This is a genomic window from Ligaoa zhengdingensis, assembly GCF_014384885.1.
Taxonomy (GTDB): Bacteria; Bacillota; Clostridia; order Oscillospirales; family Ruminococcaceae; genus Ligaoa; species Ligaoa zhengdingensis.
Genome location: NZ_JACRST010000004.1, coordinates 89350 through 105300, shown reverse-complemented (window position 1 = coordinate 105300; position 15951 = coordinate 89350). Strand labels below are relative to the sequence as shown.

The 15951-nt window shown below is 57.0% G+C and carries 32 protein-coding genes; 2 read left to right on the top strand and 30 right to left on the bottom strand.

The genetic code is table 11. The annotated features are described in order from the left end of the window. Nucleotides 1–46: 46 nt before the first annotated feature. The 30 genes from rpsD to rpsJ all read right to left on the bottom strand — a co-directional run bounded on the left by rpsD (nucleotide 47) and on the right by rpsJ (nucleotide 14352). Entirely contained in the window at nucleotides 47–679 is a 633-nt protein-coding gene (gene rpsD, locus H8711_RS04730; protein WP_249282390.1) for a 30S ribosomal protein S4, read from the bottom strand. A gap of 27 nt (nucleotides 680–706) precedes the next feature. Continuing rightward, entirely contained in the window at nucleotides 707–1105 is a 399-nt protein-coding gene (gene rpsK, locus H8711_RS04725; RefSeq protein ID WP_249282389.1) for a 30S ribosomal protein S11, read from the bottom strand. Between the two features lie 19 nt (nucleotides 1106–1124). Beyond that, the gene (rpsM, locus tag H8711_RS04720; RefSeq protein ID WP_249282388.1) at nucleotides 1125–1493 is read right to left on the bottom strand and encodes a 30S ribosomal protein S13; all 369 of its coding nucleotides are present in this window, start codon (nucleotides 1491–1493) and stop codon (nucleotides 1125–1127) included. Between the two features lie 65 nt (nucleotides 1494–1558). Further along, the gene (rpmJ, locus tag H8711_RS04715) at nucleotides 1559–1672 is read right to left on the bottom strand and encodes a 50S ribosomal protein L36 (protein WP_066455330.1); all 114 of its coding nucleotides are present in this window, start codon (nucleotides 1670–1672) and stop codon (nucleotides 1559–1561) included. Nucleotides 1673–1728: 56 nt separating this feature from the next. Continuing rightward, entirely contained in the window at nucleotides 1729–1947 is a 219-nt protein-coding gene (gene infA, locus H8711_RS04710) for a translation initiation factor IF-1 (RefSeq protein WP_249282387.1), read from the bottom strand. Between the two features lie 5 nt (nucleotides 1948–1952). Further along, nucleotides 1953–2225: a KOW domain-containing RNA-binding protein gene (locus H8711_RS04705; RefSeq protein ID WP_249282386.1), complete on the bottom strand. Its 273-nt coding sequence runs from the start codon at nucleotides 2223–2225 to the stop codon at nucleotides 1953–1955. Between the two features lie 13 nt (nucleotides 2226–2238). Then, nucleotides 2239–2985 (bottom strand): type I methionyl aminopeptidase, encoded by a 747-nt coding sequence (gene map, locus H8711_RS04700; RefSeq protein ID WP_249282385.1) that lies wholly within the window; start codon nucleotides 2983–2985, stop codon nucleotides 2239–2241. Between the two features lie 3 nt (nucleotides 2986–2988). Beyond that, a complete protein-coding gene (locus tag H8711_RS04695; protein ID WP_249282384.1) occupies nucleotides 2989–3621 on the bottom strand; it encodes an adenylate kinase in 633 nt (210 codons plus the stop codon). 70 nt (nucleotides 3622–3691) lie between these two features. Continuing rightward, nucleotides 3692–5002: a preprotein translocase subunit SecY gene (secY, locus tag H8711_RS04690; RefSeq protein ID WP_249282383.1), complete on the bottom strand. Its 1311-nt coding sequence runs from the start codon at nucleotides 5000–5002 to the stop codon at nucleotides 3692–3694. A gap of 1 nt (nucleotide 5003) precedes the next feature. After that, on the bottom strand, nucleotides 5004–5447 hold the full coding sequence (gene rplO / locus H8711_RS04685; RefSeq protein WP_249282382.1) for a 50S ribosomal protein L15: 444 nt from the start codon (nucleotides 5445–5447) through the stop codon (nucleotides 5004–5006). A gap of 20 nt (nucleotides 5448–5467) precedes the next feature. Continuing rightward, a complete protein-coding gene (gene rpmD, locus H8711_RS04680) occupies nucleotides 5468–5644 on the bottom strand; it encodes a 50S ribosomal protein L30 (protein ID WP_249282381.1) in 177 nt (58 codons plus the stop codon). A 13-nt stretch (nucleotides 5645–5657) separates the two neighbouring features. Beyond that, the gene (gene rpsE / locus H8711_RS04675) at nucleotides 5658–6158 is read right to left on the bottom strand and encodes a 30S ribosomal protein S5 (protein WP_283245844.1); all 501 of its coding nucleotides are present in this window, start codon (nucleotides 6156–6158) and stop codon (nucleotides 5658–5660) included. 16 nt (nucleotides 6159–6174) lie between these two features. Beyond that, nucleotides 6175–6534 carry a 50S ribosomal protein L18 gene (gene rplR, locus H8711_RS04670; protein WP_249282380.1) on the bottom strand — a complete coding sequence of 120 codons (360 nt, stop codon included), beginning with the start codon at nucleotides 6532–6534 and terminating at the stop codon, nucleotides 6175–6177. 19 nt (nucleotides 6535–6553) lie between these two features. Then, on the bottom strand, nucleotides 6554–7099 hold the full coding sequence (rplF, locus tag H8711_RS04665; RefSeq protein ID WP_249282379.1) for a 50S ribosomal protein L6: 546 nt from the start codon (nucleotides 7097–7099) through the stop codon (nucleotides 6554–6556). A gap of 12 nt (nucleotides 7100–7111) precedes the next feature. Continuing rightward, nucleotides 7112–7510, bottom strand: coding sequence for a 30S ribosomal protein S8 (gene rpsH / locus H8711_RS04660; RefSeq protein ID WP_249282378.1), 399 nt, complete (start codon nucleotides 7508–7510; stop codon nucleotides 7112–7114). Nucleotides 7511–7537: 27 nt separating this feature from the next. Next, a complete protein-coding gene (locus H8711_RS04655; RefSeq protein WP_249282377.1) occupies nucleotides 7538–7723 on the bottom strand; it encodes a type Z 30S ribosomal protein S14 in 186 nt (61 codons plus the stop codon). A 13-nt stretch (nucleotides 7724–7736) separates the two neighbouring features. Beyond that, entirely contained in the window at nucleotides 7737–8276 is a 540-nt protein-coding gene (gene rplE, locus H8711_RS04650) for a 50S ribosomal protein L5 (protein WP_249282376.1), read from the bottom strand. A 15-nt stretch (nucleotides 8277–8291) separates the two neighbouring features. After that, a complete protein-coding gene (rplX, locus tag H8711_RS04645) occupies nucleotides 8292–8615 on the bottom strand; it encodes a 50S ribosomal protein L24 (RefSeq protein ID WP_249282375.1) in 324 nt (107 codons plus the stop codon). 18 nt (nucleotides 8616–8633) lie between these two features. Then, nucleotides 8634–9002: a 50S ribosomal protein L14 gene (gene rplN / locus H8711_RS04640; RefSeq protein ID WP_249282374.1), complete on the bottom strand. Its 369-nt coding sequence runs from the start codon at nucleotides 9000–9002 to the stop codon at nucleotides 8634–8636. An 86-nt stretch (nucleotides 9003–9088) separates the two neighbouring features. Continuing rightward, nucleotides 9089–9391, bottom strand: a complete 303-nt coding sequence (gene rpsQ, locus H8711_RS04635) for a 30S ribosomal protein S17 (RefSeq protein WP_249282373.1) — start codon at nucleotides 9389–9391, stop codon at nucleotides 9089–9091. Continuing rightward, the gene (gene rpmC / locus H8711_RS04630) at nucleotides 9363–9563 is read right to left on the bottom strand and encodes a 50S ribosomal protein L29 (protein WP_249282372.1); all 201 of its coding nucleotides are present in this window, start codon (nucleotides 9561–9563) and stop codon (nucleotides 9363–9365) included. The genes rpsQ and rpmC overlap by 29 nt, the downstream gene beginning before the upstream one ends. After that, nucleotides 9563–9991 carry a 50S ribosomal protein L16 gene (gene rplP, locus H8711_RS04625; RefSeq protein ID WP_249282371.1) on the bottom strand — a complete coding sequence of 143 codons (429 nt, stop codon included), beginning with the start codon at nucleotides 9989–9991 and terminating at the stop codon, nucleotides 9563–9565. The genes rpmC and rplP overlap by 1 nt, the downstream gene beginning before the upstream one ends. Next, on the bottom strand, nucleotides 9991–10677 hold the full coding sequence (rpsC, locus tag H8711_RS04620) for a 30S ribosomal protein S3 (protein ID WP_249282370.1): 687 nt from the start codon (nucleotides 10675–10677) through the stop codon (nucleotides 9991–9993). Before rpsC ends, rplP begins: the two co-directional genes overlap by 1 nt. Before the next feature lie 21 nt (nucleotides 10678–10698). Continuing rightward, nucleotides 10699–11034 (bottom strand): 50S ribosomal protein L22, encoded by a 336-nt coding sequence (rplV, locus tag H8711_RS04615; RefSeq protein WP_249282369.1) that lies wholly within the window; start codon nucleotides 11032–11034, stop codon nucleotides 10699–10701. A 24-nt stretch (nucleotides 11035–11058) separates the two neighbouring features. Beyond that, nucleotides 11059–11340 carry a 30S ribosomal protein S19 gene (gene rpsS / locus H8711_RS04610; protein ID WP_249282368.1) on the bottom strand — a complete coding sequence of 94 codons (282 nt, stop codon included), beginning with the start codon at nucleotides 11338–11340 and terminating at the stop codon, nucleotides 11059–11061. Nucleotides 11341–11367: 27 nt separating this feature from the next. Next, complete coding sequence (gene rplB / locus H8711_RS04605; protein ID WP_249282367.1) at nucleotides 11368–12201, bottom strand: 50S ribosomal protein L2; 834 nt, start codon at nucleotides 12199–12201, stop codon at nucleotides 11368–11370. Nucleotides 12202–12314: 113 nt separating this feature from the next. Continuing rightward, entirely contained in the window at nucleotides 12315–12608 is a 294-nt protein-coding gene (rplW, locus tag H8711_RS04600) for a 50S ribosomal protein L23 (RefSeq protein ID WP_249282366.1), read from the bottom strand. Continuing rightward, nucleotides 12608–13231: a 50S ribosomal protein L4 gene (gene rplD / locus H8711_RS04595; protein WP_249282365.1), complete on the bottom strand. Its 624-nt coding sequence runs from the start codon at nucleotides 13229–13231 to the stop codon at nucleotides 12608–12610. The genes rplW and rplD overlap by 1 nt, the downstream gene beginning before the upstream one ends. A gap of 17 nt (nucleotides 13232–13248) precedes the next feature. After that, on the bottom strand, nucleotides 13249–13881 hold the full coding sequence (rplC, locus tag H8711_RS04590) for a 50S ribosomal protein L3 (RefSeq protein WP_249282364.1): 633 nt from the start codon (nucleotides 13879–13881) through the stop codon (nucleotides 13249–13251). A gap of 159 nt (nucleotides 13882–14040) precedes the next feature. After that, entirely contained in the window at nucleotides 14041–14352 is a 312-nt protein-coding gene (gene rpsJ, locus H8711_RS04585; protein WP_092755234.1) for a 30S ribosomal protein S10, read from the bottom strand. A 659-nt stretch (nucleotides 14353–15011) separates the two neighbouring features. Between rpsJ and H8711_RS04580 the strand changes: the two genes are divergently transcribed. Beyond that, entirely contained in the window at nucleotides 15012–15275 is a 264-nt protein-coding gene (locus H8711_RS04580; protein ID WP_249282363.1) for a hypothetical protein, read from the top strand. A gap of 26 nt (nucleotides 15276–15301) precedes the next feature. Continuing rightward, the gene (locus H8711_RS04575) at nucleotides 15302–15889 is read left to right on the top strand and encodes a hypothetical protein (RefSeq protein WP_249282362.1); all 588 of its coding nucleotides are present in this window, start codon (nucleotides 15302–15304) and stop codon (nucleotides 15887–15889) included. Nucleotides 15890–15951 lie beyond the last annotated feature (62 nt).

Genomic DNA, 15951 nt, shown 5'->3' with positions numbered 1-15951 from the left:
CCTGACTTTTCGCGTTCCCCAGCCGATGATGATGCTTACGAGCCTATTATTTAGAATAGAGCTCGACGATCAGATGCTCTTCCACGTCGAGGTCGATATCCTCGCGGGCGGGCAGCTGTGCTACGCGGGAAGTGAGCTTCTCCTGGTCGACTTCCAGCCATTTCGGGACGGGACGGGAGCCGTTCGCGTCGGTGATGGCCTTCATCTTATCGGTGGATTTGAAGTTGTTCGCAACTGCAACCACATCGCCGGCCTTCAGCAGATAGGAAGGAATGTTGACCTTCTTGCCGTTGACCGTGTAGTGGCAGTGCAGCACCAGCTGGCGGGCTTCTTTTCTGGAAGAAGCGAAGCCGGAGCGGTAAACAACGTTATCCAGACGGCTTTCCAGGATGCGGAGCAGGTTTTCACCCGTTACGCCGGCCTGGCGTTCGGCCATCTCGTAATATTTATAGAACTGGTTCTCCAGCACGCCATAGAAGCGGCGGGCAGACTGTTTCGCGCGCAGCTGAACGCCGTACTCCGAAACCTTCTTGCGGCCCTGACCGTGCTGGCCGGGAATCAGCGAATCCTTTCTGGTGTTGATCGCACACTTATCCGAGTAGCATCTTTCACCTTTGAGGAAAAGTTTTTTCCCTTCACGTCTGCACAATCTGCAGACAGCGCCGGTATATCTTGCCATGTGGGTTACACCTCCTGTATTGTGTGATTAGACGCGTCTTCTCTTCGGCGGTCTGCATCCATTGTGCGGAATCGGGGTCACATCTTTGATCATGTTGACCTCGAGGCCCGCCTGCTGCAGCGCGCGGATCGCAGCCTCACGTCCGGAGCCGGGACCCTTCACAAACACTTCAACCGTCTTCAGGCCGTGCTCCATGGCGGCCTTGGCAGCCGTCTCAGCGGCGGTCTGCGCGGCAAACGGGGTGGATTTTCTGGAGCCACGGAAGCCCAGACCGCCCGCGCTCGCCCAAGACAACGCATTCCCCTGGGTATCGGTAATGGTAACGATGGTGTTGTTAAAGGTGGACTGGATATGAGCAGCGCCACGCTCGATGTTTTTCTTCTCGCGGCGGCGGCGAGTGGCCTTCTTGGTTGCAACTTTTGCCATCTCAGTTATCCCTCCCTAATTATTTCTTCTTGTTCGCGATGGTCTTCTTGGGACCTTTTCTGGTTCTCGCGTTGGTTTTGGAGCGCTGACCTCTTACCGGCAGGCCTTTTCTGTGGCGGACACCACGGTAGCAGCCGATTTCGACCAGTCTCTTGATGTTGAGCGCGGTCTCGCGGCGGAGATCACCCTCAACGTGGCAGTTTTTGTCGATATACTCACGCAGCTTGTTGACATCGTCCTCCGACAGATCCTTCACGCGGACATCGGGGTCGACACCGGTCGCCTTGATGATATCACTGGCGGTCTGGCGGCCGATTCCGTAGATGTAGGTGAGGCCGATTTCAATGCGTTTTTCGCGCGGCAAATCGATACCAGCTATACGAGCCATTCTTGTGCACCTCCATGATATAGTTTCTCAAACTATACTTCGTTCTCCTCTGCGCTTCCCGCACATCAGCCCTGACGCTGTTTGTGCTTGGGGTTCTGGCAGATTACCATGATACGACCTTTGCGTTTGATGATCTTGCACTTTTCGCAGATGGGTTTTACGGAAGGTCTTACTTTCATTACAAATAACCTCCTTTGTGTGCCGCCATAGGGGCGGCGCCTGGGGCGCGCGGCGCTTATTTGGAGCGCCAAGTGATGCGTCCCTTGGTGAGATCGTATGGAGACATCTCCACCGTAACTTTATCCCCGGGCAGGATGCGGATGAAGTTCATGCGCAGCTTGCCCGAGATATGCGCCAGAATGACATGGCCATTCGGCAGCTCAACTTTGAACTGAGCGTTGGGCAGGGCGTCGACAACGGTTCCTTCAATCTCAATGACGTCTTCCTTCGACAAGCGGTTTACCTCCCTTTGGTGGACGGGCCGGCCTCTTCGGGGTTGTTGTAAGCCCGCAGGGCCCGCCGGAGTTGATTGTTTGTGGTCAGATCCTCGAGGGCAAGCAGCGTTTTGGTCGGCCGCAGATGCCGCAAGTTTTTGCGCTTGGGCCTTTCGAGCCGCCGCACCTTTCCATCGCAGATCAGCGCGCAGTCGTCCTGCAACTCCATCACCACGTAAAAGCGATCGGCGTCCCTGCCCGAGATCGACCGGACCACACAGCCCTTCTCTATCTGCATCGCGGGTCCCCCTTTAAGCCTTGGTCAAAATCACCGGACCGTTCTCGGTGATCGCGATGGTGTGCTCAAAGTGGGCGGCCAGGCTTCCGCTTCTGGTCACGGTGGTCCAGCCGTCCGCCAAAACCTTGACGTCCGACCCGACCGCGTTGACCATCGGCTCGATGGCGATGGTCATGCCCGGCAGCAGACGCACCCCGTGGCCCGCAGTCCCGTAGTTGGGAACCTCTGGGTCCTCGTGGAGCTTCGCGCCCACGCCGTGGCCGACAAACTTGCGCACCACCGCATAGCCCTGGGCCTCGATGTAGGTCTGCACCGCACTGCCGATATCGCCGATGCGGGCGCCCGGCTGCGCAGCCTCAATGGCCAGATACAGGCTCTTTTCGGTGGCCTGCATCAGCCGCAGCGCTTCGTCCGAGACCTTGCCCGCCGCGAAGGTGGCGGCGTTGTCGCCGTGGTAGCCGTTGTAGCAAGCGCCCACGTCGATGCTGACAATGTCGCCCTCCTGGATTTTGTAGGAGGAGGGGATGCCGTGGATGACCACATCGTTGACCGAGATGCACGCGCTGGCCGGAAAGCCGCCGTAACCGAGGAACGAAGGGGTCGCGCCCTGTGATGTGATAAATTTTTTGATGATGTGGTCGATCTCGCGGGTGGTGATACCCGGTTCGACCGCCTCACCGCCGATTTTCAGCGCCTGAGCCGACAGCCGGCAGGCTTCGCCGATCTTTTGCAGCTCCTGGGTGGTTTTTAACACAACCATGCTTTAAGCCTCCAGTGCGGCGAGGGTGAGTTTGGTGGTATCGGCCACTTCCTCCTGGCCCTCCACAACCGTGAGCTTGCCCGTCTGGGCGTAATAGTCCTTGAGGGGCTCGGTCTGGTCGTGGTAAACCTTCAGGCGCTCGCGGATGGTCTCGGGCTGGTCATCCTTGCGGACGATCAGCTTGCCGCCGCACTTCCCGCAAGCCTCGCCAGCCGACGAGGGCTTGAAGAGCAGGTGATAGGAAGCCCCGCAGGCTTCGCACACGCGGCGGCCGCCCAGCCGCTGTTCAATCTTTTCGTCCGGCACCTCGATGTCGATCACCTTGTCGATGCGCACACCCATCTCGTCGAGGGCGCGCGCCTGTGGGACCGTCCTCGGGAAACCGTCGAGGATAAATCCGTTCTTGCAGTCATCCTGCGCCAAGCGCTCCTGGATGATTGCAATCACCACCTCGTCCGGGACCAGCGCGCCCGCATCCATATAGGATTTGGCGCGCAGGCCCAGCTCGGTGCCGTTTTTCAGAGCCTCACGGATGATATTCCCCGTGCTGATGGCAGGGATGCCAAGCTTTTCACAGATGATCTCCGCTTGTGTACCTTTACCTGCGCCGGGGGCGCCCAATAGGATTAAATTCATACCTGCACACCTCTTTCTGCCGGCAAAGCCGGCGTTATCACAACCCGCCCGCAAAAGCGGGCCCACGGGATTATTCCAGGAAGCCCTTGTAGTGGCGCATCATCATCTGGCTCTCGAGCTGTCTCATGGTATCGAGCGCAACGCCGACCAGAATCAGGATGCTGGTACCGCCCAGGGAGATGTTCATGCGGGTGATCGCACCCAACCCAATGGGGAGGATGGCGATGACCGCCAGGAACAGAGCGCCGATGAGCGTGATCTTGGAAATGACGCGGGCGATAAAATCAGAAGTCGGACGGCCCGGACGGATACCGGGAATACCGCCGTTGTTCTTCTGGAGATTATTGGCCATTTCAATCGGGTTATACTGGATTGCAACATAGAAATAGTTGAACGCGATAATCAGGATGAAATAGAGGATCGCGTACAGCCAGTTGTTGTAATCGAACAGGGAGAGCAGCTTGTAGCCAAAGCCCTGCATCTGCTCCACTGTGGCGTTCGCGTAAGCGAAGCCCTTGATGGTGCCGGGGATAGAGAGCAGCGAGGACGCGAAGATGATCGGCAGAACACCCGACATATTCACCTTGATGGGGATGTGGGTGGACTGGCCGCCGTACATCTTCCGGCCGACCACGCGTTTGGCGTACTGCACGGGGATGCGGCGTTCCGCGTTGGTCATCAGCACGATAAAGGCGATGATGACGAGGAAGAGCACCACAACCAGCGGAACCAGGAAGTAGTACTGGGTTTCGCCCTGGTTGGCCATCTGGATATAGGACCAGAGCCTCATCACAGCCGAAGGGCCGCGGGACAGGATACCCGCGAACAGGATCATCGAGATGCCGTTGCCGATGCCCTTTTCATCGATGCGTTCGCCCAGCCAGACGATCAGGCTGGCGCCCGCGGTGAACACGGTGACGATTACAACAGCGGAGAACCAGAAGGCAAAGCCGGAGTTGTAGGTGAGCGCGCCCAGGTTGCGGAGCATGATGAAGTAGGCAATGGCCTGCACCAGTGCCAGGCCGCCCGCGGTGTAGCGGGTGATTTTATTGATCTGTTTGCGGCCCTCTTCCCCCTCCTTGGCCAGCCGTTCCAACGCCGGGATGGCGATGGTGAGCAGCTGAATCACGATGGAAGATGTGATGTAGGGGGTGATGGACATTGCAAAGATGGTGGCGTTTGCAAACGCACCGCCGGTGAGGATATCGATGTAGCCCAGCAGGTTGCCCTGGCTGGATACCATCTCTTTGAGTGCGGAAGGATCGAGGAACGGAACCGGGATGGCGGAACCGATCCGGAAGATGACCAGGATCATCAGGGTGTACAGAAGCTTCTTTCGAATGTCGGCGACACGCCAAGCATTGCGCAAGGTGCTAAACATCCTACTTCACCTCCGCCGTCTTTCCGCCTGCCTGCTCGATTTTCTGCTTGGCAGAGGCCGAGAAAGCGGCGGCATTGACGGTCAGCTTTTTGGTGAGCTCCCCGTTGCCCAGCACCTTCACGCCATCGAGCGTTTTCTTTAACAGGCCCGCCGCGACCAGCGCCTGCGCGTCTACAACCGCGCCATCCTCAAATTTGTTGAGGTCGGAAACGTTGACGGTGGCGTATCTGGTGGCGAAAATGTTGACAAAGCCTCTCTTGGGAACGCGTCTCTGCAACGGCATCTGGCCGCCTTCAAAGCCGGGACGGACACCGCCGCCCGAGCGCGCGTTCTGGCCCTTGTGGCCCTTGCCCGCAGTTTTGCCGTTGCCCGAACCAGCGCCTCTGCCCTTGCGGTAGCACTCCTTGTTCGCGCCCGGAATCGCGGGAATTTCATGCAATTTCATGGTACTCGCACCTCCTTGCTTTACTCTTCGGTTACCTCAATGAGGTGGGAAATTTTTGCGATTTTGCCCCGTGTGCACGGATTATCCGGCTGGATAGTTTCGTCCCCGACGACGCGGAGCCCCAGGGAATTCGCGGTTGCAATCTGGTCGTCTTTTCTGCCGATAAAGCTTTTTACCAGTTTAATTTTCAGAGCCATCCTGCACACCCTCCTATCCTAAAATTTCTTTCGCTGTTTTTCCACGGATCGCCGCGACCTCTTCGGCCGAGCGCAGGGACGCCAAACCGTTGATGGTGGCGTTGACAACGTTGCACGGGTTGTTGGAGCGCAGACATTTCGTACGAATGTCGCGAATTCCGGCGGTTTCCAAAACCGCACGCACCGGACCGCCGGCGATAACGCCGGTACCTTCGGGGGCCGGTTTCATCAGAACTCGGCCGGCGCCGAACTTACCGATTACCTCATGCGGGATCGTTGTGCCTTTCAGCGAAATCTTAATCAGATTTTTCTTCGCGTCCTCAATTCCTTTGCGGATAGCATCCGGAACCTCAGAAGCTTTTCCCAATCCAAACCCAATGGTGCCGTTGCCGTCACCGACAACAACCAGCGCCGCGAATTTGAAGATTCGACCACCTTTAACCGTCTTGGAAACACGGTTAATGGCTACCACGCGCTCTTGCAGCTCCATGGTAGAAGCATCTATTCTTGCCAAAAGTTATCCCTCCTTTTTAGAAATTGAGTCCGCCTTCGCGCGCGCCCTCAGCAAGGTCCTTCACGCGGCCGTGGTAGATATAACCACTGCGGTCAAACACGACATCTTTGATGCCCTTATCCAAGGCGCGCTGCGCAATTGCCACGCCAACCTTGTGCGCGGCCTCTTTGTTGCCGCCGAAGCCTTCGAAGCCCTTATCCATCGTGGATGCCGCGGCAAGTGTTACGCCGTTGACATCGTCGATGAGCTGGGCGTAAATGTGCTTGGCGGAGCGGAATACATTCAGGCGCGGGCACTCAGGGGTTCCGCTGATCTTGTTGCGGACTCTGTAGTGTCTTTTCAGCCTTGCCTTATTACTATCAGGCTTTTTCACCATAGTTTACGGCACTCCTTTCTTACTTCTTGCCTTTACCGGCCTTACCCTCTTTGCGGATAATAACCTCGTCGACATATTTGATGCCCTTGCCCTTGTACGGCTCGGGCGGACGCAGCTCGCGCACCTCGGCCGCAAACTGGCCGACCTTTTGTTTGTCGATACCGGTGATGACCAGCTTGTTGGGGGCGGGAACCTCCACCGTGATGTCAGCGGTATCGTCCACAAACACCTGATGCGAGAAGCCCAGGATCAGCGTGGTCTTTTTGCCCTGCTTGGAAGCACGGTAGCCGACGCCGTTGATCTCGAGTTCCTTTTTAAACCCATTGGTGCAGCCCTCGATCATGTTCGCGATGAGGGTGCGGGTGAGTCCATGCAGGCTCTTGTGCATCTTATCCTCTGTGGGACGCGTCACAATGATTTCGTTCCCTTCGAGTGTGATTGCCATATCCTTGTGGAAGGATTCGGTCAGGGTGCCCTTCGGGCCCTTGACAGTCACGGTCGTTCCGTCGATCTTCACATCGACACCGGCGGGCACCGTGATGGGTTTTCTACCTATACGAGACATAATTGCACCTCCTTACCAAATGAATGCAAGGACTTCGCCGCCCACATTCTCTTTTCTCGCCTGTTTGTCGGTCATAACGCCTTTCGACGTGGAAAGGATCGCAATGCCGAGGCCCTTCATGACCTTGGGCATATCCTCACAGTTGGTGTAGATACGCAGGCCGGGCTTGGAAACGCGGCGGAGTCCCGTGATCACCGGGGTCTTGTTCTCGCCGTATTTCAGGACAACACGGATAATTCCCTGCTTTCCGTCTTCGATGACGTTGAAAGCCTTGATATAACCTTCATCCAACAGAATTTGTACGATTGACTTTTTCATGTTCGATGCGGGAATGTCCACCGTATCGTGTTTTGCGCTGCTCGCGTTCCGGATGCGGGTGAGCAGATCCGCAATTGTATCGGTGATATGCATACAGTCAACCTCCTTCGCTTAAAGCTTTTACCAGCTAGCTTTTCTCACGCCCGGGATCTGGCCCTTGTAAGCGAGCTCCCTAAAGCAGATACGGCAGATGCCAAATTTGCGCAGATAGGCGTGCGGCCGGCCGCAGATCTTGCATCTGTTATACGCGCGAGTGGAGTATTTAGGTGCCAACTGCTGTTTGACTTTCATAGACTTTTTAGCCACTAAATTACCCTCCTTATTTCGTGAACGGAGCGCCCATCAATGTGAGTAACTCACGAGCTTCTTCGTCCGTGTTGGCGGTGGTGACAAAGCAGATGTCCATACCGCGCACTTTATCGATCTTGTCGTACTCGATTTCCGGGAAGATGAGCTGCTCGCGAAGACCCATGTTGTAGTTGCCGCGGCCGTCGAAACCGTTGGGGTTGATGCCGCGGAAGTCTCTGACGCGGGGCAGGGCCACATTGAAGAGTCTGTCGAGAAACTCATACATGCGGTCGCCGCGCAGGGTCACCTTCGCGCCGATATTCATGCCCTCGCGGAGCTTGAAGTTTGCAACCGACTTTTTCGCTTTGCACACCACGGGCTTCTGACCGGTGATGGCCTTGAGGTCGGTCATGATAGCGTCAATCATTTTCTGATTATCTCTGGCCTCGCCGCAACCAACGTTTACAACGATTTTCTCGAGCTTCGGAATCTGCATGACACTTTTGTAGCTGAACTTTTTCATCAAAGCGGGCGCTACGTCTTTTACGTAGAGGTCCTTCATTCTCGCCATGTTAAATCCCTCCTCTTAGAATGTTTCGCCGCATTTCTGGTTTTTGCAGGCGCGCAGTTTGGTACCGTCGGGCATGATTTTGTGCGCCAGGCGGGTGGGTTTGCCGCACTTGGGGCATACCAGCATCACCTTGCAGGCATACATCGGCGCTTCCGCCTTGACAATGCCGCCCGGTTCGCCCATCTTGCGGGGTTTCACATGCTTGCTTACCATGTTGATCCCCTCAATGATGACCTTTTCCTCGCGCGGGCTCACTTCCAGAACCTTGCCCTTTTTGCCTTTATCCTTGCCGGACAAAACGACGACCGTGTCGCCCTTTTTGACGTGGACTTTATTCATCTAGTAGTGCACCTCCAATTAGAGCACCTCGGGTGCGAGGCTTAATATCTTGAGGTAATCCTTGTCGCGGAGTTCCCTCGCTACCGGGCCAAAAATACGCGTGCCCCTCGGGTTTTTATCTTCTTTGATAATCACAGCCGCGTTCTCGTCGAAGCGGATGTAGGTGCCGTCGTCACGGCCGAGACCTTTTGCGGAACGGACGACAACAGCCTTGACCACTTCGCCCTTCTTTACAACGCCGCCCGGCGCCGCTTTCTTGACCGAAGCCACGATCACATCGCCGATGTTGGCATATCTTCTGCGGGAGCCGCCCAGCACGCGGATGCACATGAGCTCTTTCGCGCCGGTATTGTCGGCTACCTTCAGACGGGTCTGCATCTGAATCACAGTAATTCCTCCTTCCGGCGGGCCTGATGCCCGCTTGTATTCCGGGATTTATCTGTTTCCCGGCTTCAATGCGGTTTGGGCCCTGCTTATTTCGCCTTCTCCACGATCTCGACGACTCTCCATCTCTTATCCTTCGAGAGGGGACGGGTCTCCATGACCAGCACGCGGTCGCCGATGCCGCAGGCGTTGTTCTCATCGTGAGCCTTCAGCCGAACGGTTCTCTTGATGATCTTTTTGTAAAGGGGGTGCTTTACGTTATCCGCGATGGCGACGACAACCGTTTTGTCCATCTTGTCGCTGACAACCTTACCAACCCTCGTTTTTCTCAGGTTTCTTTCCAAAGCTAAATCCTCCCTTCCCTTACTGCGCCTTCTTGGCGTCCAGCGCATGCATAACCGTCTTGATGCGGGCGATATCCTTTTTGACCGCTTTGATGCGCATCGGGTTTTCGAGCTGGTTGATCGCGTGCTGGAAGCGCAGATTGAAAAGCTCGGCTTTGAGGTCGCTCAGCTTCTGGTTGAGCTCTGCGGCGTTCATTTCACGAATCTCAGTGGCCTTCATTACTTTTCACTCTCCTCTTCCTTTTCTTTCGCAATGAATTTGCACTTGATGGGCAGCTTGTATGCAGCCAGGCGCATAGCCTCGCGGGCCAGCTCCTCGCTCACGCCGCCGATCTCAAACATCACGCGGCCGGGCTTTACCACGGCCACCCAGTATTCGGGCGAACCTTTACCGGAACCCATGCGGGTCTCGGCGGGTTTCTCAGTGATGGGCTTATCGGGGAAAATCTTGATCCAGACCTGACCGCCACGCTTGATGTAACGGGTCATGGCGATACGGGCCGCCTCAATCTGGTTGGAAGTGACCCAGGCGGGCTCGAGCGCCTGCAGGCCGAAATCACCGTAGGTGACGGTGTTGCCGCGGGAGGCAACGCCCTTGAGTCTACCTCTGTGAACTCTGCGGTATTTTACTCTCTTCGGCAGAAGCATTATCTGTTGCCTCCTTCCTTACGGGGCTGGCGCTTCACATCGGTGAGCACGTCGCCGGTGTAAATCCAAACTTTTACGCCGATCTTACCGTAGGTGGTTCTCGCCTCGGCAAAGCCGTAGTCGATGTCGGCGCGCAGGGTCTGCAGGGGGATGGTGCCCTCGTGATAGTGCTCGGAGCGGGCGATTTCAGCGCCGCCCAGACGGCCGGACACAGCGGTTTTGATGCCCTTCACGCCGAGGCGCATGCTTCTGCCGATCGCCTGTTTCATGGCGCGGCGGAAGGAGACGCGGCGCTCGAGCTGCTGGGCGATGCTCTCGGCCACCAGCTGCGCGTTCTTATCGGGCTGTTTTACCTCGATGATGTTGAGGAAAACGGAAACCTTGCTGTCCTTGCCTTTGTTGATGAGGGCTTCGCACTGCTGGCGGAGCTTCTCGATATCAGCGCCGCCGCGGCCGATCACCATGCCCGGGCGGGCGCAGTGGATGTTGATTCTGACCTTAGTAGCGTCACGCTCGATCTCGATGCGGGGAACGCCGGCAGCATACAAAGTCTTTTTCAGGAACTCACGCAGCTTGTAATCCTCAACGAGGATGTCGCCGAAAGCGTTGTCCTTAGCAAACCAGCGGGAATCCCAATCTTTGATGACGCCCACACGCAGACCGTGCGGATTAACTTTCTGTCCCATTAAGTTTACCTCCCTTTCAGCTTATTCCTTCTCTTTGAGGACCATGGTCACGTGAGAAGTTCTCTTCAAAATGTGGAACGCGCGTCCCTGGGCGCGGGGCCGGATGCGCTTCATGGTGGGACCGGGGCACACGAAGCACTCGGCCACATACAGGTTGTTCTTATCCATGTTGTGGTTGTTCTCCGCATTGGCCACGGCCGACTTCAGCAGCTTCTCCAGCGGCTCACACGCAGCCTTAGGCGTGTGCTTTAATATTGCCATCGCAGTATTCACAGGCTTGTTGCGGATCAAATCCAGCACAATCTGAACCTTACGAGGTGCAATACGGGCATGTCTTAAATAAGCCCTTGCTTCCATGTGTAAACCTCCTTTAGGTCTGCGTTATTTACCGGTATTGGATTTCTTGGAACCAGCGTGGCCCCGGAACGTTCTCGTGGGAGCAAACTCACCGAGCTTGTGGCCCACCATATCCTCAGTCACATAGACGGGCACATGTTTGCGGCCGTCATGGACAGCAAATGTGTGTCCTACGAAATCAGGGAATATTGTGGAAGAACGGCTCCAGGTCTGAAGAACACGCTTCTCGCCGGCGGCGTTCATCTCAAGAACACGCTTCATCAGCGCGGGCTGTACGAACGGTCCTTTTTTAACACTTCTACCCATACTTCATCTGCCTCCTTTCAAGCCGCATTATTTCACGTTGCGGCGCTTCACGATAAACTTGTCGGAGCGGTTGTGCTTGGCTCTGGTCTTGTAACCGAGCGCAGGCTTGCCCCAGGGGGTGACAGGGCCCGGACGGCCGATGGGGGATTTACCTTCACCACCGCCGTGGGGGTGATCACACGGGTTCATAACAGAACCGCGCACGGTGGGACGCCAACCCATGTGGCGCTTGCGGCCAGCCTTACCGACCGAGACGTTCTCGTGGTCGATGTTGCCGACCTGGCCGATGGTGGCCATGCAGTTCATCGCGACGTTGCGCAGCTCGCCGGAGGGGAGACGGATGAGGGCGTAGCCGTTCTCTTTCGCCATCAGCTGCGCCTGGATGCCGGCCGCGCGGGCCAGCTGGGCGCCTTTGCCGGGGTACAGCTCCACGTTGTGGATGAAGGTACCGACGGGGATGTTGGCGAGCGGCAGGGCGTTGCCCGCTTTGATATCCGCGGAGGGACCGGAAACGACCGTGTCGCCCACCTTGAGGCCGTTGGGGGCCAGGATGTAGCGCTTCTCGCCGTCCTCATACTGCACCAGGGCGATATGAGCGGAACGGTTGGGGTCATATTCCAGGGTCAGAACCTTGGCGGGGATATCGGCTTTATCGCGTTTAAAATCGATGATGCGGTATTTGGTGCGCACGCCGCCGCCGCGGTGGCGAACCGTAATTCTGCCGAGGTTGTTTCTGCCGGAGTTCTTCTTCAGCGTCTGCGTAAGCGATCTCTCCGGAGCAACCTTTGACAACCCGCTGTAATCGGTGACGGTCATTTCACGGCGCGCCGGGGTTGTCGGCTTATAGGTCTTAATAGCCATTCGGTTTCACTCTCCTTGTAAAATAGGGTGGGGACCCGGCCGCTTCCGGCCGGCCCGCGCTGCATTCGGTGCGCGGCGGGGTGTCCCCGGCTTACCACCAGCCCAGGGGCCGGTTACATCATGCTCTCAAAGAACTCGATTCCCTTGGAACCCTCGGTCAGGGTAACAATGGCCTTTTTCCAGGCCGGGGTGTAACCCGCGTGCAGGCCCTGTCTCTTGTAGCGGCCGCGCACGTGCATGGTGTTGACGTTCTTCACCTTCACGCCGAACAGTTCCTCCACCGCTTTCGCAATTTCGATCTTGTTCGCGTCGTTTGCAACCCGGAACGTGTATTTCTTCATTTGCAGGGCCGCCATGCTGGCCTCTGTGATGACCGGTTTAATGACAACGTCATGCGCCGTTCTCATTATGCATACACCTCCTCAAGCTTTGCAACCGCGTCTTTCGCCACGATCATGGTATCATAGTTGAGCATATCGTAAACGTTGAGCGTGTTGGTCAGGGCGGTTTTCACGCCCGGCACGTTGCTGGCGCTCTTGATGACCTTGAGGTCGCGCTCGGGCATCACGATGAGGGCCTTTTTGCCGGCGCCCACCGCTGCGAGCATGTTTACGATCGCCTTGGTTTTGAACTCGTTGAGCTCGATCTTGTCGACAACGATGAGGTTATTCTCCAAGACCTTGGAAGACAGCGCCGATTTGAACGCCAGTCTCTTAACCTTTTTATTCAGGGTGTAGCTGTAATCGCGGGGCTTGGGGCCCAGCGCGATGCCGCCGTGCCGCCACTGGGGGGCGCGGATGGAGCCCTGGCGGGCGTTACCGGTGCCCTTCTGTCTCCAGGGCTTGCGGCCGCCGCCGCGAACCTCGGTTCTGGTCAGCGTGGACTGTGTGCCCTGGCGCTGATTTGCGAGGTAGTTGACCACTACCTGGTGCAGGACGGCTTTGTTCGGCTCAATCCCGAAAACGGCATCGGAAAGGGTGATTTCACCAACGGCCTTGCCGGCCATATCTACTACATTCACTTTTGGCATTATGCTTCCTCCTCCCCTTAAGCCTTAACGCTGTCTGTGAGGTACACGATTCCGCCCTTGGGGCCGGGAATCGCGCCTCTGAGCGCGATCAGGTTGTTCTCTGCGTCCACCTTGACCACATCCAGGTTCTGGATGGTGACCGTCTCAACGCCCATGTGGCCGGGAAGCCCCTTGCCCTTCATCACGCGGGACGGATCGGAGCACGCGCCGTTGGAACCGGCATGGCGGTGAACCGGGCCGGAACCGTGGGTGTCCTTCAGGGAGTGGTTGCCGAAGCGCTTGATGGTGCCGGCGTATCCCTTACCTTTGGACGTTCCCACCACATCCACCTTGTCGCCCGGAGCGAAGGTGTCGGCCTTGATGATGTCGCCGACGGAGAGCGCCGAGCAGTCGTCCAGGCGGAACTCCTTGAGGTGACGCTTGCAGGCGACATCCGCTTTTGCGAAATGGCCCTTCTGGGGTTTGTTGACATGTTTGTCCGAAACCTCGCCGAAGCCCACCTGAAGCGACTCATAACCGTCGTTCTCAACGGTTTTCTTCTGGACCACGACGCACGGACCCGCCTCTACGACGGTGACGGGAATGATCTTCCCCTTTTCGTCAAAAAGCTGGGTCATCCCAATCTTTTTGCCCACGATGCATTTTTGCATACCATATACCTCCTTACGGTTATTGGTTGGCCTGCGCCAACATGACCTGCCGGACCTCTCGTTCGGTCACAATGCTGGTTTCTGCCGCCCGCCTAGACGAAGGAAAAACACGCTTCATCCGGTTCGGGGTGCGGCCGCCTTACAGCGCCGCGGGCTTTGTTACAGCTTGATCTCGATCTCGACGCCAGCGGGGAGCTCAAGACTCTGAAGCGCTTCCACCGTCTTGTTGGAAGGCCGCAGAATGTCGATGAGTCTTTTGTGGGTTCTCATCTCAAACTGCTCGCGGCTATCTTTATATTTGTGCACCGCGCGCAGGATGGTGACGATCTCTTTCTCGGTGGGCAGGGGGATCGGACCGGAAACGCGAGCGCCCGTGCGCTTCACCGTTTCAACGATTTTCTCCGCCGACGCGTCCACCAGCTGGTGATCGTAGCCTTTGAGCCTGATTCTGATTTTTTCCTTGACTGCCACTTACCATCGCCTCCTTAAAATTTTGCCTGCAGACGACGAATCAAAAAACTGAACACGGAGCCGTGTGTTTCGTATTGGGGCATGGAAAAACCGGTTGAGTCCTGCTCCTTAACGGCGCAAAGCTCCCCCGGGACCTGACATTGCAAAAATGTCGCAATACGCCACACACGGGTCCCTCCTCCGAGGTCGTTGTGCCTCCCCGTGGTGTTATCAGTATTTGGTCGCCCGGTTTGAAATCGGACATACTCCGCGGAAATTCCCCGCCACAAAAGGGCGGCCACCTCCCGCATCATCGCATATCTGGCACATTGGATGTGCCTGTGCAGTCACGCTTAATTATAATAGCACGGGACGGACGCCATTGCAAGCATTTTTTGCATTTTTCACAAACTTTTTTTGAAAAGTTCTACAGCCGCGCGGGATGCGGCAAAGCCGTAAAATTTCATGCACCTGCGCGCACGGCGAAAGTTGTCAAATGCTGTGTGCATAAAGTTTTTGCGCATGTGGGCTGCGCCCATTTTCCGCCGCCGTCCGGCGTCCTTGCGCGGCGTGGTTTTGAACTTTATGCAAATTCCGCGCGCAACCGATTTCTTCCGCGGAAAGATTGTGCTATACTAAGAGACAATTCATCTTAACTTTATATAGGAGGTATCCGCCCCGTGCAAGATCTTTTTTATTTTACCCTGCAATTTTTACCGTATGTTGTGGCCCTGTTCCAGGGGATTATGTATGTCTTTGTGATCGTCCTGCTGGCCCGCGCCACCGGGCCGCTGGTGCGGGCGCTCAAGGCGTACGCAGCCGAGCACGCCCCGCAGAAGCCTGCCCAGCCCGCGCCGGTGAGCTGCGAGCAGGATGACGCCGGTGTGCAGAACGTGGAAGAGGACGCCCAGCCTGAGCAGGAGACCACCGACCCGCAGTTCTAATTCCACATGCGAAGGAGTTCAAGAAAATGAAACCGATCCATAAAACCGCCGCCCTTCTGATGGCGGCTGCGATGGCGCTGTCCCTGGCCGCCTGCGGCGACAAGGCCGAGCCCTCTCAGTCCCCGTCCTCCCAGTCGGACAGCAGCTCCTCCTACCCCATTGCGGACATGACGCCCCAGGCGCCGTCCAGCTCCGCGCCGGAGGAACTGGTCTCGGCCGCGCCGGATATGTTGAGCTACGTCAGCGAAAACATACCCGAGGAGTACAAGTCCTCCAGCTATTTCGCCGTTCAATCCTCAATCGAAAGCGGCCGCATGATAATCTCTGTCACCCTCGATTTGGGCGAAAAAGGCTCGATGACCGACGACGAAATCGGCGGCAAAATCGAGCGCGAATCGGTACGGCTGGCCGAAGAGGCGCTCAGCAATCCGCCGGTATCGGCCGACTACACCTTCCGCTTTGTGCTGGATGGCCAGGAGATCGCCTCGGTGATTAAGCCCTACGACAACACCTATTATTACAAGACGGTTGGCGGAGAGGTCACCGAGTTCACCCCGCAGACCGACCTTGCCTCGGTGGACCCGGCCTCAACGGAGGGCGCGCCCGCCGCGTGACCGGATGCAGCAAAAATATCATCAGGGGCCGTCCCCGGCATTGGCCGGGGACGGCCCCTTTG